Genomic DNA, 18400 nt, shown 5'->3' on the forward strand with positions numbered 1-18400 from the left:
CATCCTTGCAGCAGCAGACCGAGCGTGTCCCACGGACCGGTCGGGGCACGACGCGACAGCGACGCGAAGAAGACGCGAACAACGACGCGACATCGGGGAGGATGACGCCGTGGGAACCGCGGTCCGAACTGCCATGGGCATGGGCGCCGCCGCCCTCGCCGCGCTGATGCTCACCTCGCCAGGCGCGCGGGCCGCCGCCGCGACCCCCACCGGCGACCCCGCGCCGCAGCCGTCGGCCGGTCCGGTTCCGTCCGCCTCCCCCGTGTCGTCCGCGTCGGCCACGCCGTCCGGGTCCGCCACACCGTCCGGGTCGCCCACGCCGTCGGCCACCGCCTCGCCCACGGCGTCCACGACGCCGCCCGCCGGCGCGAGGATGCGCACCTACGCGTACGGCCCGCACCCCCGCCAGATCATGGACGTGTGGTGGCATCCCACCGGCCCGCGGCGTCCCGCCGTGTTCGTCGTCCACGGCGGCTGGTGGTCGGGAGGCGACAAGAAGTACATGACGTCGGTCACCCGCTACTACGTCCAGCAGGGCTACACCGTCGTCAACCTCGACTACCGGCTCTCCGGCGACGCGCCGTGGCCGGCCCAGCGCACCGACGTCCTGTCCGCGGTCGCCGCCGTGCGCAGGCACCCGGCCCTGTTCAACACCGACCCCGGGCGCTACGTGCTCGTCGGGTTCTCCGCCGGGGGCCACCTCGCCGCCGCCGTCGGCACCTACGGCGACGGCCGGCCGGGCCTGCGCGGGGTCGTCGGGATCTCCCCGCCCGTCTCGCCGCTCTCGGCGTACGAGGACGGCACCGCCGACGGCACGTTCGAGCAGCGCAAGCTGCGCCGGGCGGCGGTACGGCTGGCGGGCGGCTGCGCCCCGGCCCAGTGCCCGCGTGTCTGGTCGAGCATGGAGGTGCCGTTCCACGCCACCCCCGGCGACGCGCCGATGCTCGCGGTCCACTCGGCCGACGAGTTCGTGCCGCCGTACCAGAGCGAGGTGCTGAGGGAGTCGCTGGAGAACGTCGGGGTCCCGATGACCATCAAGACGATGGCCGGCACCTTCCACAGCGCGCCGCTCTACCGTGAGCCCGGGGTCGCCGAGACCGTGCGGGCGTGGATCGCCGCCCGGCTGGCGCAGCCCGCCCGCTGACCGGACGCCGGACCGCATCGGGCCGCAGGGCCGAGCGGGGAACAGCGGGCGCGTCCGGGATGTTGCCATGACTGCCCAAGCAACGCGTTGCCCACGAACCTGCCCCATGAAGTTGCCCCGGAAGTTGCCCCAGGAAAGGGACGAAGATGGCGCTCACGGTCTACACCACGAGCTGGTGCGGCCCCTGCAAGCGGCTGAAGAGCCAGCTCACGCGTGAGGGCATCGCCTTCAGCGAGGTCGACATCGAGCGCCACCCGGACGCCGCCGAGTTCGTCATGAGCGTGAACAACGGCAACCAGGTCGTGCCGACCGTGGTCACCGACTGCCACACCATGACGAACCCCTCGGTCGCCGAGGTCAAGCGGCACCTCCAGGGCGCCTGCTGACTCCTACCGGCCGGAGTCGGGGAGCGGCCCGCCGTACCAGGTCTCGATCATCCGCCGGGCGATCGAGACCTCGGTCGGCAGGAGCAGCTCACCCGACCGCACCTGGGCCTCAAGCTCCTCCCGGGACAGCCAGCGGGCCTCGGCGATCTCGTCCAGGTCGGGGCGCAGGTCGGTCGTGACGGCGCGGGCGAAGAAGCCGAGCATCAGGCTGCGCGGGAACGGCCAGGGCTGACTGCCCAGATAGCGGGGGGTGGCGACGGCGACGCCGACCTCCTCCAGGACCTCGCGCACCACCGCGTGCTCCAGCGACTCGCCGGGCTCGACGAACCCGGCGAGCACCGACATCCGGTTGGCCGGCCACGCCGGGCCGCGCGCCAGCAGGACGCGGCCCTCGTCGTCGTGGACCAGCATGATCACGGCGGGGTCGACGCGGGGGAAGTGCTGACTGCCGTCGCGCGGGCACACCCGCATGTGCCCCGACGCGGTCACGTCCGTACGGCCGCCGCACCTGGGGCAGAACTCATGGGTGGCGTGCCAGGCCTCCAGGGCCACCGCGTAGACGAGCAGCCCCGCGTCGCGGTCGTCGAGCAGCACCGCGGCCTCCCGCAGGCCGGCCACGTCGCCGGCGCTCCGGGCCGGCTCGGGCAGCGGCGCGTTGACCGCGAAGTAGGGCACGCCGTCCTCGTCCACGCCGAGGAGATAACGCGTGCCCTCCGGCGCCTCCGCCGGAGAGGTGAGCACCAGCGCCGCGCCGTCGGTGAAGCGGCTGATCAGCGTGCGGCCGTCGTGGACGAGGAGAACCCTCGTCTTCTCCGCCTCCCAGGCTCGCCGCAGCCACTCCTCGTCGCCGCGCAGGGCCGCCGACCGGTCGATGGCGCTCCTCGCGAGGAGCAGGGGGCCGAGCAGTCCGTCCGCGATTTCCACCCCGTCATCCTTCCACTGCCGCCGCCGCGGCAATCTCCCCGCCAAGCCCGTTCCCCGCGTCGCCGCGCTAGGATGCAGTCACTTAGGTTAGCCTTACCTATCGGAGGGCCGGTGCGGCTGTACCTCACCACGCTCAACCCGACCGACTCGGTGACCGGCGGATTCCTCCCCGCCGCGGCCGCGCTGGGCTGGGACGTGACGATACTCACCGACCAGCCTGATCGGTATGCCGGGTACCCCGGATGCGAGGTCGTCATGGCCGACGTCCGCGACGCCAGGGCCGTGATCGACGCCGTGGCCGCCCATCACCCGCCCGGCGTGATCTTCTCGAACTCCGACCACCTCCAGGCCCCCGCCGCGCTCGCCGCCGAGTATTTCGGCCTGCCGGGCAAGGACTGGCGGGCCTGCGTCACCGCCAAGAACAAGGCGCTGACGCGCCGCGCCCTCGCCGCCGTGGAACCGGTCAGGTCCGTACGGATCCCTCCCGGCGGCGATCTCCCACGCGACCTGCCGTACCCGGTGGTGGTCAAGCCCGCGCTCGGCGTGGCGAGCGAGGACGTCGTGCTCGTGGATGGTCCGGACGCGCTGCGCGCGGCGGTGGCGGAGATCCGGGAGCGCCGTCCGGCCGAGGTCCTGGTGGCCGAGGAGTTCCTGGACGGGCCGGTGCGCACACTGGAAACCCTGGGCGACGGGGCCGGTGACGGCCGTCACGACGGCGGTGCGCGGCGGGTTCTCGGCGGGTTCGCGACCACGCTCGGCCCGCCGCCGCGATTCATCGAGGAACGCCTGGACTGGCGGCCCCCGGACCCCGGGCATCTCCCCCACCTGTCCGCAGCGCTGGACGCCGCGGGCGTCGGTTTCGGGGTGTGCCACACCGAGTACGCCGTCACCCGGGACGGCCCGCGGATCATCGAGATCAACTATCGGCTCATCGGCGACACCTGCGACTTCCTGCTAGCCGACCTTCTCGGCGCGCCCCTGCACGAGTGGATCCTGCGAATCCACGCGGGCGAACCCCTCTCCACGTTCGACTTCGACGCGTCCGGCGCCGGTGCGTTCGGCGCCGGTGCGTTCGGCGCCGGTGCGTTCGACGCCGGCGGCCCGCGTCCGGCGTACGGGTCTGTCGTGAGCCTCGTGGCCGAGCGCTCCGGCACGGTCACCGCCGCACCGCCGGATCTTCCCCCGCCGGACTTCTCCCCGCCGGACTTCTCCGCACCGGGCCTTCCCGCGCCGAATTTCTCCGCGCCGGGCCTTCCCGCGCCGAATTTCTCCGCGGCGGGCCTTTCCGGGCCGGGCATCCCTGCGGCGGGCGCCGGGGACGGCGTACGGCTGTGGCACCGGGCGCTGCGCCAGGTCGGCGATCACGTGGAGGTGACCGGCACCAACCGCGACTATCTCGGCCTGCTCCGCGCCGTCGGCCCGGACCGGGAGCGCGTCGACGCCGCGGTGGACGCGTTCCGGAAGGAGCACCCTTGGGTGCTGGCATGACGGCGGAGCACTATCTCGCGGCGCGGGTGCTCGACGCGCTGCTGCGGGAGGACTACGGCGGCGTCTCCTCCCGGGTGACCCGCGACCGGGACGGCGTCGCGATCGTCCTCGCCTCGGGACGGCGGGCCGGCCTCACGCCGGGCAGCCCGTTCCAGGACTTCTGGACGGCCCCGGACGAGCGCCTGCGCCTGGCCGAGGTGCTGGACACGCTGCGGGAGGTCGCCGACCCGGCCGACGCCGAGGGGGTCGCCGCCTTCGCCCAGGAGTGCCGCGAGACGCTCACGGCCCTGAAGGCCCGGCACCGGCTGCGCGGCGAGGTGGCCCGGCGGCTGCGCGAACGGGACGGGCTGATCCGCTACGAGTCGCTGGCCGCCTCGGTGGACCATCCGCTCTATCCGACGGCCCGCTGCCGCCTCGGCGTCTCTTCCGGCGACCTGCCGTCGTACGCGCCGGAGTTCGCCCCCGAGTTCACGATGCGCTGGACGGCGGTGCCGAGGGAGCTCGCGACGCTGTCCCGGCCGGAGCCGCCCGCGTGGTGGCCCCGGCCAGGCGACGTGGGGCTGCCGCCCGGCCTCGCCCGGACGCACGTGCTGTTCCCCGTCCATCCCCTGGCGGAGCCGCTGGTGGCGGGGCTTCCCGGGGTGCTCCCCGAGCTTTCCGGACTGGTGCCGGGGCGCCGTCCGTACCTGGACGTGCGGCCGACCCTGTCGATGCGGACGGTCGAGGCCGGCCCGCGCGTCCATCTCAAGCTGCCGCTGCCCACCAGCACGCTCGGCCTGCGCAACCGCAGGTCGATCAAACCGGGCACGCTGCGGGACGGCGCGCTGGCCGAGTCGCTGCTGCGCCGGATCCTGCTGCGCGAGCCCGGCCTGCGCGCCACGCTCGCCGACGAGCAGACGTACGGGCACGCCGGGCACGAATATCTGGGCTGGCTGGTCCGCGGGCTGCCCGAGGGCGAGATCGTCCCGGTCGCGGCCCTCCTCGCGCCCCTGCCGGACGGGGACGACCGGCTCGTCGCGCACGAGGTGGCCGGGCGGCACTACGGCGGCGACGTGCGCGCGCTGCTGGACGACTACCTCGCGGCGCTGTTGGCCTGGAACGTCGCGCTGTTCGTGCGGTACGGCGTCGCGCTGGAGGCCCACCAGCAGAACCTGGCCCTGCTGTTCGGCGACGGGCCCATGCGGCTGCTGGTCAAGGACAACGACGGGCTGCTCGCCTCCCCCGGGCGGCTGCGGGCCGCCGGGCTCGACGCGCCGGACTTCAGCGACGCGCGCATGCTGACCGACGACCCGTACGCGCTCGCCGACGTCTTCGTGACGATCACTCTGCACCTGGCCGCCATGGCGGTGGCCCACGGCCTGCTGCCCGACTCCGGCGCCGCGCTGGTCCGGCGGGCGCTGACGGCCGCGCTGGAGCCGTACGGGGACGACCCGATGGCCCGGCTGCTGCGGGCCCGCACGCTCGACGCCGCCCGCCTCACCGGCAAGTCGATGGTGGTCGCCGGGACGCTTGTCGCGAAGGAGCGCACCGGGGCCCGGGACGTCAACAAGTTCTACGGCACGACCGGCCCCAACTATCTGAGAGGCGCCCGCTCAGTGGATCTCCCGGCTGCGGATCTCACTGCTGCGGATCTCACTGCTGCGGATCTGACGGCCGAGGGGACCGCGTTGCGGGCGCTGCTGCGCTGCTGGCTGCGCGAGGTCGGCGGCCCGCGTGGCGACGTACGCGCCGCCGGGCCGCATCTGATGCTCCGGGTGGCCGGGACTCCGGTGCGCGTCCGCGCGCGCGGAGGCATCGCCCTGCGTTTCGACGACCCGCCTGAATGCCTGACGGAGGGGCGGTGGCGGCCCCTCGACCTGCCCGCCCTCCTCGCGCTCGTGGAGAGCGATCTCGACGGCGGCAACGAGGAGTTCGCCGGCCAGGTCCGCGCCGGGCGCGACGCGGCCGCCGCGATCCTCGCGGCCCGCGAGCGAGCCGCCCCGCCCGCCGACCCCTGGCTCGCCTCCGAGCAGGCCCTCGTGGCCGGGCACCCGTTCCATCCCGCTCCGAAGGCCCGCGCGGGCGACGGCTGGCTCGACTACGCACCGGAGGCGCACGCGCGCTTCGCGCCGCGCCTGCTCGGAGTGCGCGCCGACCTGGTGGCCCAGGACGGCGACACGACGGCGCTGGACGGCTTCGGCGAGGCGCCGCCGGGCTATCTGCCGCTGCCCGCCCATCCGTGGCAGTTCCGCCTGCTGGCCGCCGAGCTGCGGGAGCCGCTCGCGGACGGACGGCTCGTGGACCTCGGGCCCGGCCCCCGCGCGGTCGTGCCGACGTCCTCGGTCCGGACCGTGTACGACCCCGGCGCCGGCGTGTGCCTGAAGTTCAGCCTGGACGTGCGGATCACCAACTGCGTGCGCAAGAACGCGTGGTACGAGCTGGCCGGCGCGGTGGAGCTGACCCGGCGGCTCGCCCCCGTCTTCGAGCTGCTGGACAGGCGTTTTCCCGGCACGCGCTGGCTGCCGGAGCCCGGTTACCGGTCGGCCGCGCTCGGCACGCGGCTGCTCGAAGGATTGTCGGTGATCGTCCGTACCGGGCCGTGGGCCGTGTGCGGGCCGGGGATCACGCCGGTCCTCGCCGCGGCCGTGGCGGCGGGCGCCGAAGGGGTCCCGAAGGCCGTCCTGGCCCGCCGGGCGGCCGACCCGGTCGCCTGGTTCGAGGCGTACGCCGAGCGGGTGGCGTACCCGGTGCTCGACGCCTATGTCCGGCACGGCGTCGTGCTCGAACCCCACGTGCAGAACGTGCTCGTCGGGTTCGACGCAGACGGCCGGCCCGCCGAGGTCGTCTTCCGCGACCTGGAGGGCACCAAGCTGGTCACCGGCCGCCACGACCTGACGGGCCAGCCGGGCGAGGTCGCGAGCTCCCTGTCGTACGACGCCGGGCGCGGCTGGGACCGGGTGGCCTACTGTCTCTTCGTCAACCATCTGGCGGAGGTCGCCGCCACAGTGGCCGCCGCGGCGACGGACGGAACGACAGGCCCGGCCACGGACCCGGCGGCGAAACGGGCGGCCGACGCGGTAGCGAACCGGGCTGCGGACGCGGGGGGTGACCGGCTCCTGCGGGACCTGTGGGCCGCCGCCCGCGCGTCCCTGGAGCGCTACGTCGCCGTCCACGCGCCCGACCACGCGCCCGACCGTACCGCCGACCGTGCTGTCGGACGCGCTGCCGGACGCGACGCCCTCGCACCGTTGACGCGGCTGCTGGCGGGGGCGCCGCTGCCCGCAAAGGCGAACCTCACCGTACGGTGGGCGAGGGCGGCCGACCGGGAGGCCGGATACGTGCCCGTCGCCAACCCGCTCGCGCCGCCGGGGCCCCTCCCCGGCCCGCTCTGGCCCGAGCCGACCCACGCCAGGGGGCGCAGATGAGCATGGACATCCCATCGGGCGTGCGGCGGGTCGCCGAGTCGCTGGACGACGTCCCCGCCTACGTCTATGACCTCGCGGGGCTCGCCCGCCACGCGTCGGCCGTACGGGCCGCCCTGGCCGGGACCGAGCTCTGCTACGCCGTCAAGGCCAACCCCGACCCCGAGGTGCTGCGGGCGCTCGCGCCGTACGCGGACGGGTTCGAGGTCTCCTCCGGCGGCGAGTTCGAGCACGTCAGGGCGCTGCTGCCAGACGCCCGGCTGAGCTTCGGCGGGCCGGGCAAGACCGGCGCCGAGTTGGCCCTCGCCCCCTCGGCCTACCGGTGGCACATCGAGAGCCCGGCCGAGCTCCGGCGTCTGCGCGGCCCGGCGGACGTGCTGCTGCGGGTCAACCTCGACGTGCCCGTCACCGGCGCGGCCCTCGCGATGGGCGGCGGCGCAACGCCGTTCGGCATGGACCCGGACGGGGTCGCCGAATGCCTGGCCCTGCTCGGGGCCGAGCCGGGCGGGCGGGGGGCGCTGCGGCTGCGGGGCGTCCACGCCCACCTGGCGAGCGGCCTGGCCGCTTCCGGCCTGCTCACCCTCGCCGAGGCCGTCCTCGCGTACGGCAGGAGCCTGGGCCTGCGGGAGTTCAACCTCGGCGGCGGGATGGCCGTCTCCTACACGCGTCCCGGGGAGCGGTTCGACTGGGAGGCGTACGGCGCGGGCCTGCGGGCACTGGCCCGGCCAGGCGAGACGCTGCGCGTGGAGCCGGGGCGGGCCCTGACCGCCTACTGCGGGTGGTATCTGACGACCGTGCTCGACGTGAAGCGGGTCCACGGGGAGCGCTTCGCCGTGCTCTCCGGCGGCACCCATCACCTGCGGACGCCGGTGACGAAGGGCCACGACCAGCCGTGCGCCGTGCTGCCTCGAAACGGGGAGGGCGAGGACGGGCCGGTGACCTTGGTGGGACGGCTCTGCACCCCCAAGGACGTCTTCGCCCGCCGCGTCCCCGCCGCACTCGCCGTCGGCGACGTGGTCGCCTTCGCCATGGCCGGCGCGTACGCCTGGAACATCTCCCACCACGACTTCCTCATGCACCCGAAGCCTGAGTTCCACTACTTGCGCTGAGGGCCGAGAACCTTCGCGGAGTTGGCGAGGCGGGCCTCGTTGAGCGAGCTGATGACGTCGAGTCAGGCAAACATTTACGGCCAATGACCGAATCACCGGAGTGGTTTTCTCCACCCGGTGGAAGTCCCTCCACTTCACCCGCCTCCTGAGGCACCCGTGCCATCACTTATCGGTTACCTTCCGTGTCGGCACAAGAACGTTCCGTACCATCGACATGGAGGAGTAGGAGAGGATGGCGACATGGCCCTTACGAAGCCGACCCGTCGCGGCAGGCACGACCACCCCGTCCCGCACAAGCAGGACGGTCCCATCCCCGACGAGCACGAGGCCCAGGGGGCCGGGAAGCCCGAAGAGCCCCAAGAGCTCCCAGACGAGGTGCTGCAACTGTTCATGCAACTCAACGACGCCGGTTACCGGGCGGAAATTCGTCTCGGGCAGGTCGTCGTGACGCCGCCGGCAACCATGCAGCACGGCGACGTTCTCGACCGGCTCACCGAACTTCTGTACCCCTTGAAGCTGGCTAACCGCTGGCGTTTTCACTACCACTGGGGGGTGCACATTCCACCGCTACTCGACCATCGACTGCCCGACATGATCGTCGTACCACCCAAAGTCGAGAGCCTCGATCCGATGCGCGTACACGGGCACAGCGTCCTGCTGGTCGTGGAGGCGTGCTCGCCCGGCACTCATGAGGTCGACTGGCGGGAGAAGCCGCTCGACTACGCGCGGGCGGGTGTACCCCTCTTCCTGATCGTGGACCCGGTGGCGACTCCACGCAGGGTGACGCTGATGAGCGATCCGCTCTCCGACCTCGAACCCTTCGACTACCACCGGCAGCCGTACCGGAAGATCGTCACGGCGGAGGAGGGCGAGGTCCTGGAGCTGCCCGAGCCCTTCGGGATCAAGATCGAGACGAGCGCGCTGTTCGACTAGAGATCCCGCCCGGAGGCCGCTGAAGACGCGCGGATCACAGCGCGATCAGGCGTCCGCCGCGCCCCTGGAGACGGACAGCGGCCAGGGCGCCGGAGGCCGACGCGACCATGAGCAGCACGCCGCAGGCCGTCGCCACGGTGTGCGCATCCCCGGCGACGGCGGCGCGCAGGCCCTGGACGGCCCAGTACCCGGGAGAGACCGGCGCCGCGGCGGCGATCCACCCCGGCATGGCGCCGAGCGGGACGAGCGCGCCGCCCAGGCTGCTGAGCAGCATGCCGCCGATGTCGTACGCCGCCGACAGTTCGCCCATGCTCCGTACGACAACGCCGAGCAGCGCGCCGATGCCGAGCAGGGTGCAACTCCAGCAGAGCAGGACGCCCAGCAGCGGAAGCGGATGGGGAACGCCCAAGTCCAGGACACATACGCCGAAGCCGACGATGAGCAGCTGCTGGGCGAGCAGAGCGGCGAAGACGGGCACGGCCTTGCCGACGAGCATCTCCGCCGGGTGGAGGGCCGTGCCACGCATGCGGTCCCAGGTCCGGCCGAGTCGTTCGGTGAGAATCGAGTTGCCCGAGATGCTGAGGGCGAGCAGCGAGAAGGTGACCAGCGTGCCGACGACGGCCTGTTCCGTGCCCGCGGCCCGTCCCTGTGCGGCGACGTAGAGCGGGCGCAGCAGGGTGAGGAAGGCGAGCGGCAGGAGCATCCTGCTCAGCAGCGGGCCGGGCTCCCGCAGCATCAGCAGCAGGTTGTGCCGGACCAGGACACCCGTACGGAACACGGACTCACGCGGCGACATCACGAGCCTTCCCGGCTTCCAGCGCGCGGTAGAGGTCGTCCAGACCGGGACGGCGTACGTCGACGGACGTGGGCGTGCGGCCCGAGGCGAGCAACGCGGCGAGGTCGGCGCCGGGATCGGTGGTCGGCAGACGCAGTTCGGGCTCGGCGGGATCGGCGAAGGTCACCCTGAGCTCGCCCGGCAGCCCTCGGGTCAGCTCCTGCTGGGTGCCGCGCGCGACGACCCGACCGGCTTGGGCAAGCGCCACGGTCGCGTCGAGATCCACGAGCTCCGGCAGGTAGTGCGTGGTGTAGAGGACCGCCGACCCCGCCTCCGCACGGGCCTTGACCGCTGCCAGCAGGGCGGAGCGGGTCTCCGGGTCGGCACCCGCGGTCGGCTCGTCCAGCAGCAGCAGCGGCGGCGAACCCACCATGGCGGTGGCCGCCTGCACGCGGCGGCGCTGGCCGCCGGACAGGACGCCGACGGGCCGATCCGCGATCGGGGCGAGGTGAAGCTCGTCCAGGACGCGGGCGATCTCCGTGTCCCGGCGCCGCCCGCGCAGCCCGGCGAGCCCGGCGAACAGCCGCAGGTTGTCGCGCGCGCTGACGCCGTTGTAGAGCGCGAACTCCTGCGGGGCGACGCCGAGCAGCCGACGTACGGCACGACCGGAACGACCTCCTATGCGTACACGGCCCGCATCGGGGCGTACGAGCCCGGTGACGACCTCGACGAAGGTCGTCTTGCCCGCTCCGTTGTGCCCGATCAGGCCGACGATCTCACCGGACGCGACCGAGAGGTCGAAGCCGTCGAGCGCGCCACGCCGGCCGTAGCGCTTCACCAACCCCTCCGCGACGAGCATCCCGCCTCCATCAGGTCTACACCGTATACGTCTACACTGTATACGCGTGAGTGGCAGGAGAGAAGAGATCTTGGACGCGGCGCTGGCGATCGCCGACGAGCACGGCATCGGCAAGGTCTCGATGCGCGCGCTGGCCGAGCGTGTCGGAGTGACGCCGATGGCGCTGTATCGGCACGTCAGCGACAAGGCCGAGCTCCTGGACGGCATGGTCGGCCGGCTTCTCGCCGGGCTCCTGCCGCCGGACGCGGGGAAGGGTCAGGCGTGGCACGAACGGCTCACCGCCCTCGGGTACGCCGTCCGTGCGATGGCCCGGCGACATCCCTGGGCGGCGGGGCTGCTCTTCTCCCGGCCGGCCGTCACACCGGACGCCGTGCGGGTGGTGGACCTCATCTACACCGCGCTTGTCGATGCCGGGGTTCCGGACCGCGAGGTGCCCCGGCTGGAGCGCCTGATCTCCACCTTCGTGATCGGTTTCGCCGCCTCCGAGGCCTCCGGCCGATTCGGCACCGGCTCCCTCGATCCGCGCGGCCGCCGCGGCCGGCTGCCCGAGGGCGAGCTGCCCGGCCACGGCAGGCTCGCGCCGTGGCTTGACCTGCCCTGGGACCTCGACACGGAGTTCGAGGCCGACCTGGACGACCTGCTGCGTCTGATCAAGGCGGTCGCGGGCGGGCACGACTGACCGGGGCACGACTGACCGCAGGCCCCTGCGGCGTGAAAGCCTCCTGATCTGGCGACGACCGGCGGCTTCCCCGGGTCACTCCTCGGGAACCCGCTGGATAATGGTGGTGAGGCCGTCCGCGTCGAGCAGGTCCACGGGACGGACGGTCTCGTTCGACCGGACGTAGTGGAAGGCCGCCCCGACCTGCTCCAGCGGCACTCCGGCGAGCGCGGCCCAGGCCACCCGGTACGCCGCGAGCTGCACCGACGCGGTGTCGGCGGCCCGGCCGTGCGGCCGTTCGCCGGTCTTCCAGTCGACCACCACATAGCCGTCGCGCTCACGGAAGACGGCGTCCATCCGCCCGCGCACCAGCCGGTCGCCGATCATCGTCTCGAACGGGACCTCCAGGTCGACCGGCTCCCGTACGGCCCACTCGCTCTCCTCGAACCGCTCCTGCAGCTCGGCGAGCTGCACGTCGGTCTCCGACAGCTCGTCGGCGGCACCCGGCAGCTCAAGGTCGTCGATCAGGCGTTGCTGGCCCCAGCGCGACTCCAGCCACCGGTGGAAGGTGGTGCCCCTCCGGGCCAGGGGGGCGGGCCTGCGCGGCACCGGCCGCCGTACCTGCCGGGCGAACGCCGCCGGGTCCTGGGCCAGCGTCACCAGCGACGACACCGACAGCCGCGACGGCAGCTCCACCACCGCGCCGGCCCGCCGGCGGTTCGTCTCGCGCTCGCGCAGCAGCAGGTCGGCGTCGCGGGCCCAGGCCCGCATCCGCTCCCATTCCCATGTGCTGAGCAGGACGTGGTCGTCGCCCGCCGCGGCAGTGGACCCGCCCATCGCCTCCTCCACGAGGCGAGCGCCGTCCTCGACCGCGGGAGGCACCTGGATGGACGGCCACTCGGCCGAGGCGGGCTCGGCGAGCAGCGGGTTCACGGTGTCGTCCGTGTCCTCCGCCTCGTCGGCCCAGCCTGCGACCTCGGCGCCGGCGTCCCGGATCTCCTGCAGGAAGCGGGACGGCGCGAGTGGCTTGGACGAGGTGCCCCAGCGGTAGCCGCTGGCGATCAGCAGGTAGTGCGCCCGGGTCACGGCGACGTACGCCAGGCGCCGCTCCTCCATCAGGTCACGGTCGCGGCAGCGCTCGTCGAAGTCGGCCAGCGCCTCCTTGTCGAGTCCGGCCAGCGCGGGGAGGTCGGAGACGTCGCCGCGCAGGGGGTAGGGCAGCTTGCGGAAGTTCTCCGTCCAGCGTGAGTTCGTCACCGGCGCCGCCGGGAACAGCGTGCCCTTCGTCGGCGCCCCGTCCTTCGTCGTGAGCTCCGACAGCCCCGGCACGATCACGACCGGCCACTCCAGGCCCTTCGACGCGTGCACGGTCATCAGCTTGACCGTGTTGCTGTCGCCGACGCGCCCCGCGTCCAGCCCGAACTCCTCGGCCTCCGCCGCCTTGAGGTACGCCAGGAACGCGCCGAGCGTCGCCTCCTCGGAGTCGCCGGCGAACCGGGCGGCGGCGTCGAGGAAGGCGTCCAGATCGGCGCGGGCGGCCAGCGGGCTGCCGCCGTGAACGGCCACCTCGACATCGAGGCCGAGCCGCCGCTCCACCTCGCTGACGAGGTCGGGCAGCGGCTGCCCGGCGCGGGAGCGCATGACGCGCAGCTCGCGGGCGAGCGCGGTCAGCCGCTCCCGAGCGGCCGGGGAGAAGTGCTCCAGCCAGTCAGGCCGGTCCGGCAGCTCGTCCAGCGCGTCGACCAGGCTCCCGCGCTCCTCGGCGAGATCGGCGACGACCTGGTCGAGCGGGTCCTCCGGTCGCGGGCCGCCCCGGCCTCGGCGAAGCTCCTTGTTCAGGTCGCGGGCCTTGTCACCGAGCAGCTTCAGGTCGGCCGGCCCGATCCGCCAGCGCGGCCCGGCCAGCAGCCGGACCAGCGCGTCACCGGCGGTGGGGTCGTAGAGGACCCGCAGCGTCGCCACGATGTCGGCGACCTCGGGCACGGTCAGCAGGCCGCCGAGCCCGACGACCTCGACGGGGATCTTCCGCTGCTCCAGCGCCCGGCGCAGCGCGGGAAACTGGGACCGCTTGCGGGCCAGGATCGCGACGTCCTGCGGCCGCAGGACGGGACCGCGCTTGGTCCGCTCGTTCTCGCTCCAGGGCAGGCCGTCGGGGGCGTGCCCGGTCCCGAGCAGATCCCCGATCTGTCCGGCGATCCACTCCGCCTCGTCCTCGGCCGTACGGTGGAACGCGCACCGCACCCGCCCGCGGCCCGCCCGGTTGCCGCCCGGCACCAGCACCGGGACCTGCCGGGCCTCCCGCCGCAACGGCACCTGGATCCGGGCCGCCACGTCGAGCACGCGCTCACCGTTGCGGAAGCTGACCGACAGCTGCCGCACCGGCGCGGGCTCCCCAGAGGCCGAGGGGAAGTCGTGGGGGAACCGGGACAGGTTGCCGGCCGACGCGCCGCGCCAGCCGTAGATCGACTGGCAGGGGTCGCCCACGGCCGTCACCGGGTGGCCTCCGCCGTACAGGGAGCGCAGCAGCACGAGCTGGGCGTGGCTGGTGTCCTGGTACTCGTCCAGCAGCACGACCGCGAACCGGGACCGCTCCGACGCCCCGACCTCGGCGTGCCGGGAGGCGATCCGCGCGGCCAGCGCCATCTGGTCGCCGTAGTCGATGACCTCCCGGGAGCGTTTCAGCCGCTCGTACGCCTCGACCATCGGCAGCAGTTGCTCGCGCACCGCCTGGGTGTCCACCGGTTTGCGCTGGTCCTTCGTGACCCGTCCGGTGAGCGCGGCCAGGCGCTCGCGCAGCCGGTCGCCGACCCCACGCACCTTCTCGGGGCCGCACAGATGTTCGGCCATCTCCCCGGCCAGCTCCAGCACCGCGGCCGTGACGGTGGTGGGGGCGTAGTCGACCCGGTCCATCGGCCCGTCGTACTGTCCGACCACCCGCGCCGCCATCTGCCAGGCGACGGCGGGGGTGACGAGCCGCATGGTGGGCTCCAGCCCCTCCCGCAGCGCGTGGTCGGTCACCAGCCGGGCCGCGTACGCGTGGTAGGTCGAGATCGTCGGCTCGGACTCCAGCACCCGCGGGTCCTCGACGACGCCGGCCTCCGCCAGCCCGGCCAGCCGCTGACGTACCCGCTCGGCGAGCTCGGCGGCGGCCTTGCGGGTGAAGGTGAGGCCGAGGATCTGGTCGGGCCTGGCCACGCCGTTGGCCACGAGCCAGACCACCCGTCCGGCCATCGTCTCGCTCTTGCCGGACCCCGCCCCCGCCACGACCACCATCGGCTCCGTCGGCGCCTCGATGACCGCCGCCTGCTCGGCGGTGGGGGTGCGGATGTCCAGCCGTTCGGCGAGCTCCCCCGGCGACACCACCGGGTTGCGCTTCGCGGTCAGCACACCTGGCCCCCCTTGTCGTCCACCGGGCAGGCGATCCTGGCCGCGCACGTGCGGCAGCCGTCGTTGACCGTGGCCGGGAACACCTTCGCCGACATGCCCTTCGCCACAGTCTCCACCAGGTTCTCGGCCCACTTGGGCTCCGGGTCGTCCGCGAGCGCCCCCTGCACCTGCTCCCTCGCCCCCTTGGTGCCCGCCGCCTTGCCCACGTGCAGGAGCGAGGCGCCGCCCGGCTCGGTCAGGCCGAGCCTCTCGAACGCCTTCAGCGTCGTGGCGAGCTGGTACACCCCGAGCTGCGGGTGCCGGTCGATCTCGCCGTCCTTGGGCTTGGAGGCGCCGGTCTTGATGTCCACGATGACCGCCCGGCCGTTCCCGTCGCGCTCGACCCGGTCGACCCGGCCCTTGATGCGTACGCCGATCTCCGGCATCTCGACGGTGAACGCCTCCTCGGCCCTGATGAGATCGCGGTCGTTGTTCTTGTGCCACTGCACGAACCGGTCGACCATCTGCTCGGCTACGAGGCGCTGCTTGCGGTTGAACCACACGCCGCCGAAGTCCAGTTGGTCCCAGACGTCGTCCAGCCGCCCGAACAGGTCGCTGCCGTCCTGTGTCGCCAGCACGGCGATCGCGTGGACCACGGTCCCGAGGCTCTGGACGACGCTGGTGTCACGCGCACCCACCGCCGTCTCCAGCATCCACCGCAGCCCGCACTTGGTGAAGCTCTCCACCGCCGAGGGCGAGATCTGCACCACGTCGCCCGGCCAGCCGAGCGGCCGGTCGTCGCTGATCGGCGTCAGCGCGTACCACTCGCCGGGGCTCGCGCCGGGCACGCCCGCCTGCGCCAGCCGGGCGAGGTGCGCGGCGGCGGCCCGGCGCAGCGGCTCGGGCCTCTCGGTGTCGCACACGACGGAACGCAGGTCCGCCACGAGCGCGGACATGCTCAGCCACCGGGCCCGGTCGTCGGTGGTGGCCGGGGCGATCCCCCGCGGCAGCAGTTCGGTGAGGAAGCGGGAGGGCCGTTCGTCGGTGTCCTCGCCGCCGACGGCGGTGACGACGAGCCTCCTGCGGGCGCGGGTCGCCGCGACGTAGAACAGCCGCCGCTCCTCGGCGAGCAGCTTGGAGGTGATGGTCGCGGCCGTCACCTTCTCGGTGGCCGCCTCGGAGCCCGAAACGAGTTCGACGAGGGCCTCGGTGCCGAGGAACGACCCGCGCAGGCGCAGGTCGGGCCACAGGCCCTCCTGCACGCCCGCGACCACCACCACGTCCCACTCCAGGCCCTTGGACCGGTGCGCGGTCAGGATCCGTACGGCCTCACCCTCGGGGGCCGACTCGGCCAGCGAGTCACCGGCGATCTCCTGGGACGTCAGGTCGTCGAGGAACACCCCGACCCCGGCCTTGGGCAGCCGGTCGGCGAAGCGGGCCACATGGTCGAACAGGGCGACGACGGCGTCGAGGTCCCGGTCGGCCTGGGCGCCCCGCGCCCCGCCCGCGAGGCTGGCCTCGCTCCAGCGCTCCGCGAGCCCGCTGGCCTGCCAGATTTCCCACAGGGCCTCCTCCGCGCCCCGGCCGTGCCGTACGGCGTCGCGGGCGGTCGCGAGGAGCCGGGCGAGGCGTTCCGCCGGGACCGCGACGTGCGGCTCGACCCCGGTCAGCTCCCGGGCGTCGCACAGCGCCGCGACCAACAGCTCGTCCGACGACCGCGGGGTGGAGGGCGGCGCCGACCGGCCCGTCTCAGCCTTAGTCGTCTCTGCCGTGGTCGTCTCCGCCTTGGCGGCCTCCGCGGCGATGACCTCGTGCTCGGCGATCCGCAGGGCGCGGCGCAGGCGGCGTACGCCGATCATGTCGGTGCCGCCGAGCGGACCTGTCAGCAGTTCCTCGGCGGTCGCCACGTCGAGCGCGTCGGGCACACCGGGGGCGGCAGGAGCGGCACGGCGAGCCTCAAGCGAGACGGCGACCCGCAGCAGCGTGATCAGCGGCCGTACGCCGGACTCCTGCACGAGCGGCAGTTCGTCGCCCGCGACCACGACCGGCACCCCGGCCGACATCAGCGCCCGCCGCAGCAGCGGCATCTGCCGCGTGGCGCTGCGCACGAGGACCGCCATGCGCGACCACGGCACCCCGTCGAGCAGGTGGGCCCGGCGGAGCGTGTCGGCCACCACCGCGGCCTCCTGGCTGACGCTGTCGGCCAGCAGGACCCTGAGCTCGCCCGGGTCCGCGTCCCCGACCGGGATCAGGTCGCGGTGCCCGCCGGCCCTGTTGTCATGACCCGGTACGGCGGGCAGGCGGGAGGCGGCGCGGCGAGAGGCCTCCAGCAGGGCCGGGCCGCTGCGGCGGCACACGCGCAGCGCGACCACCGGCGCGTCGCGGCCGTCCCGGGCCGGGAACCGCTCGGGGAACCGCAGGATGCCCTGCACGTCGGCGCCGCGGAAGCCGTAGATGGACTGGTCGGGGTCGCCCACGGCGATGAGGTCGCGGCCGTCCCCGGCGAGTTGCGCGAGCAGGAACTCCTGCGCCGGGTCCGTGTCCTGGTACTCGTCCACGAGCACGACGTCGTAGGCCGCCCGTTCACGCTCCCGCACCTCCCCGTCGGTCAGCAGCCCGGCCGCCTCCCGGATCAGCTCCGAGTAGTCCAGCGCGGGCACGGGGTCGAGGTCGAACCGGTCCTGGTAGCGGCCGGAGAACAGCCCGGCGGCCTCCCAGTCGGCCCTGCCGTGCTCGCGGCCCAGCCGCACCAGCGCGTCGCCGTACAGGCCGCGCTCGGCGGCCCGGGACAGGAAGTCGCGCAGCTCCTCGGCGAACCCCCGCGTCTTGAGCAGCTCGCGCATGTCCGGCGGCCAGTGCCGGGCGCCGTCCTCCAGCTCGCCGTGCAGCAGCCGCCGGACTTCCAGCAACTGCTCGGGACCGGTCAGCAGGCGCGGCGGCGGCCCACCGGCCAGCACCGCCTCCCGCCGCAGCAGCGCGTACGCGTAGCTGTGGAAGGTGAGGGCCAGCGGTGTCCTGGTGGTGCGGCGCATCCGCGCGGTGATCCGCTCACGCAGCTCCCCGGCGGCCTTGCGGCTGAACGTGAGCACCAGCACCCGTTCGGGATCCACGCCCCGCCGTTCGACCCGGTCGACGACGGTCTCCACTATCGTTGTGGTCTTTCCGGTCCCCGGGCCGGCGAGCACGAGCAGCGGCCCGCTCTCGTGCTCGACGACGGCCCTCTGGTGCTCGTCCAGCACGGGAGCCACGCGCCGTCCCACGCCCCCACGCCGCACCAGCCGGTAGTTCTGACCACTCACAACACAGCATTCCACCAGATCCCCGCGGCAGATCGTGCCCGAATGCCCAGTACAGCGC

The 18400-nt window shown here is 73.7% G+C and carries 12 protein-coding genes; 7 read left to right on the forward strand and 5 right to left on the reverse strand.

From position 1 onward, the window contains the following. Positions 1 to 109: 109 nt before the first annotated feature. Together OG344_RS03370 and OG344_RS03375 are read left to right on the forward strand one after the other, a co-directional pair. Positions 110 to 1144 (forward strand): alpha/beta fold hydrolase, encoded by a 1035-nt coding sequence (locus OG344_RS03370; RefSeq protein ID WP_405086928.1) that lies wholly within the window; start codon positions 110 to 112, stop codon positions 1142 to 1144. A 146-nt stretch (positions 1145 to 1290) separates the two neighbouring features. Further along, complete coding sequence (locus tag OG344_RS03375; RefSeq protein ID WP_111697897.1) at positions 1291 to 1530, forward strand: mycoredoxin; 240 nt, start codon at positions 1291 to 1293, stop codon at positions 1528 to 1530. 3 nt (positions 1531 to 1533) lie between these two features. Here the strand turns inward: OG344_RS03375 and nudC are convergent, their stop codons facing one another. Continuing rightward, entirely contained in the window at positions 1534 to 2448 is a 915-nt protein-coding gene (nudC, locus tag OG344_RS03380; protein WP_405089039.1) for an NAD(+) diphosphatase, read from the reverse strand. Positions 2449 to 2565: 117 nt separating this feature from the next. Between nudC and OG344_RS03385 the strand changes: the two genes are divergently transcribed. From OG344_RS03385 to OG344_RS03400, 4 genes are all read left to right on the forward strand, one after another. Then, on the forward strand, positions 2566 to 3942 hold the full coding sequence (locus OG344_RS03385; RefSeq protein ID WP_405086929.1) for a siderophore biosynthesis protein: 1377 nt from the start codon (positions 2566 to 2568) through the stop codon (positions 3940 to 3942). Beyond that, positions 3927 to 7346 (forward strand): IucA/IucC family protein, encoded by a 3420-nt coding sequence (locus OG344_RS03390; protein ID WP_405086930.1) that lies wholly within the window; start codon positions 3927 to 3929, stop codon positions 7344 to 7346. Before OG344_RS03385 ends, OG344_RS03390 begins: the two co-directional genes overlap by 16 nt. Beyond that, the gene (locus tag OG344_RS03395; RefSeq protein ID WP_405086931.1) at positions 7343 to 8452 is read left to right on the forward strand and encodes a type III PLP-dependent enzyme; all 1110 of its coding nucleotides are present in this window, start codon (positions 7343 to 7345) and stop codon (positions 8450 to 8452) included. Before OG344_RS03390 ends, OG344_RS03395 begins: the two co-directional genes overlap by 4 nt. 240 nt (positions 8453 to 8692) lie before the next feature. Next, complete coding sequence (locus OG344_RS03400; RefSeq protein ID WP_405086932.1) at positions 8693 to 9385, forward strand: Uma2 family endonuclease; 693 nt, start codon at positions 8693 to 8695, stop codon at positions 9383 to 9385. A gap of 34 nt (positions 9386 to 9419) precedes the next feature. Here OG344_RS03400 and OG344_RS03405 read toward each other — a convergent pair whose 3' ends face one another. Together OG344_RS03405 and OG344_RS03410 are read right to left on the reverse strand one after the other, a co-directional pair. Then, on the reverse strand, positions 9420 to 10181 hold the full coding sequence (locus OG344_RS03405) for an ABC transporter permease (protein ID WP_405086933.1): 762 nt from the start codon (positions 10179 to 10181) through the stop codon (positions 9420 to 9422). Then, a complete protein-coding gene (locus tag OG344_RS03410) occupies positions 10168 to 11019 on the reverse strand; it encodes an ABC transporter ATP-binding protein (protein WP_405086934.1) in 852 nt (283 codons plus the stop codon). The genes OG344_RS03405 and OG344_RS03410 overlap by 14 nt, the downstream gene beginning before the upstream one ends. A gap of 46 nt (positions 11020 to 11065) precedes the next feature. Between OG344_RS03410 and OG344_RS03415 the strand changes: the two genes are divergently transcribed. Beyond that, entirely contained in the window at positions 11066 to 11698 is a 633-nt protein-coding gene (locus tag OG344_RS03415; RefSeq protein WP_405086935.1) for a TetR/AcrR family transcriptional regulator, read from the forward strand. Between the two features lie 75 nt (positions 11699 to 11773). On the opposite strand, the gene OG344_RS03420 is transcribed toward OG344_RS03415, so the two are convergent. Both OG344_RS03420 and OG344_RS03425 read right to left on the reverse strand, forming a co-directional pair. Beyond that, entirely contained in the window at positions 11774 to 15064 is a 3291-nt protein-coding gene (locus tag OG344_RS03420) for an ATP-dependent helicase (RefSeq protein WP_405086936.1), read from the reverse strand. Beyond that, a complete protein-coding gene (locus tag OG344_RS03425) occupies positions 15058 to 18342 on the reverse strand; it encodes an ATP-dependent helicase (RefSeq protein WP_405086937.1) in 3285 nt (1094 codons plus the stop codon). The genes OG344_RS03420 and OG344_RS03425 overlap by 7 nt, the downstream gene beginning before the upstream one ends. Positions 18343 to 18400 lie beyond the last annotated feature (58 nt).

The organism is Microbispora sp. NBC_01389 (assembly GCF_045040095.1).
In the GTDB taxonomy this organism is placed as follows: Bacteria; Actinomycetota; Actinomycetes; order Streptosporangiales; family Streptosporangiaceae; genus Microbispora.

Bases quoted from the DNA above. Each gene is read 5' to 3' on its own strand.
- OG344_RS03375 (WP_111697897.1), top strand. From the start codon at position 1,291: ATGGCGCTCACGGTCTACACCACGAGCTGGTGCGGCCCCTGCAAGCGG.
- OG344_RS03395 (WP_405086931.1), top strand. From the start codon at position 7,343: ATGAGCATGGACATCCCATCGGGCGTGCGGCGGGTCGCCGAGTCGCTG.
- OG344_RS03400 (WP_405086932.1), top strand. From the start codon at position 8,693: ATGGCCCTTACGAAGCCGACCCGTCGCGGCAGGCACGACCACCCCGTC.
- OG344_RS03405 (WP_405086933.1), bottom strand. From the start codon at position 10,181: ATGTCGCCGCGTGAGTCCGTGTTCCGTACGGGTGTCCTGGTCCGGCAC.
- OG344_RS03410 (WP_405086934.1), bottom strand. From the start codon at position 11,019: ATGCTCGTCGCGGAGGGGTTGGTGAAGCGCTACGGCCGGCGTGGCGCG.